This is a genomic window from Massilia sp. CT11-108, assembly GCF_047302915.1.
In the GTDB taxonomy this organism is placed as follows: domain Bacteria; phylum Pseudomonadota; class Gammaproteobacteria; order Burkholderiales; family Burkholderiaceae_D; genus Telluria; species Telluria orientalis.
Genome location: NZ_JBKYMO010001095.1, coordinates 1 through 732 on the forward strand (window position 1 = coordinate 1; position 732 = coordinate 732).

Below are 732 nucleotides of genomic sequence, written 5' to 3' on the forward strand. Positions count from 1 at the left end.
GCGCGTGGCCGCTGCGGCCCGCGCGCTGCAGCAGCCGCGCGATGCCCTTGGCGCTACCCACCTGCAGCACGCGCTCGACGGGTAAAAAGTCGACGCCCAGGTCCAGGCTTGCCGTGCACACGACGGCTTTCAGGTCGCCGCGCTTGAGGCCCGTCTCGACCCATTCGCGCACCTCGCGGTCGAGCGAGCCGTGGTGCAGCGCGACGAGGCCGGCCCAATCCGGGCGCGCCTCGATGATGTTCTGGTACCACAGCTCCGATTGCGAACGCGTGTTCGTGAAGACCAGCGTCGCGGCGTGCCGCTCGATCTCGTCGATCACTGGCTGCAGCATCTGCAGGCCCAGGTGGCCCGCCCACGGAAAGCGCGCGACGCCCTGGGGCACGAGGCAGTCGACGACGATCTGTTTTTTCAGGTCGCCTTCGACGAGCACGCCCGCTTCCGGATCGCCCAGCAGCACGCCGCGCGCTTCCGCCAGGTTGCCCATCGTGGCCGACAGGCCCCACACGACGAGGCCCGGATTCCAGCGCCGCAGCCGCGCCAGCGCGAGCTGCACCTGCACGCCGCGCTTGCTGCCCATCAGCTCGTGCCACTCGTCTATGATGATCATGTCCAGGTGTTTGAACTGGGCGCGCGCGGCCGCGTGCGACAGCAGCAGCGACAGGCTTTCCGGCGTCGTGATCAGCGCACCGGGCAGCGCCTTGGACTGGCGCGCGCGCTCGGCCGCGCCCGTGT

At 70.1% G+C, this 732-nt stretch carries 1 protein-coding gene; it reads right to left on the reverse strand.

The features are described from left to right. A partial coding sequence (locus ACEN88_RS33355) for a helicase-related protein (RefSeq protein ID WP_413346612.1) occupies positions 1–732 on the reverse strand: 732 nt, incomplete at both ends.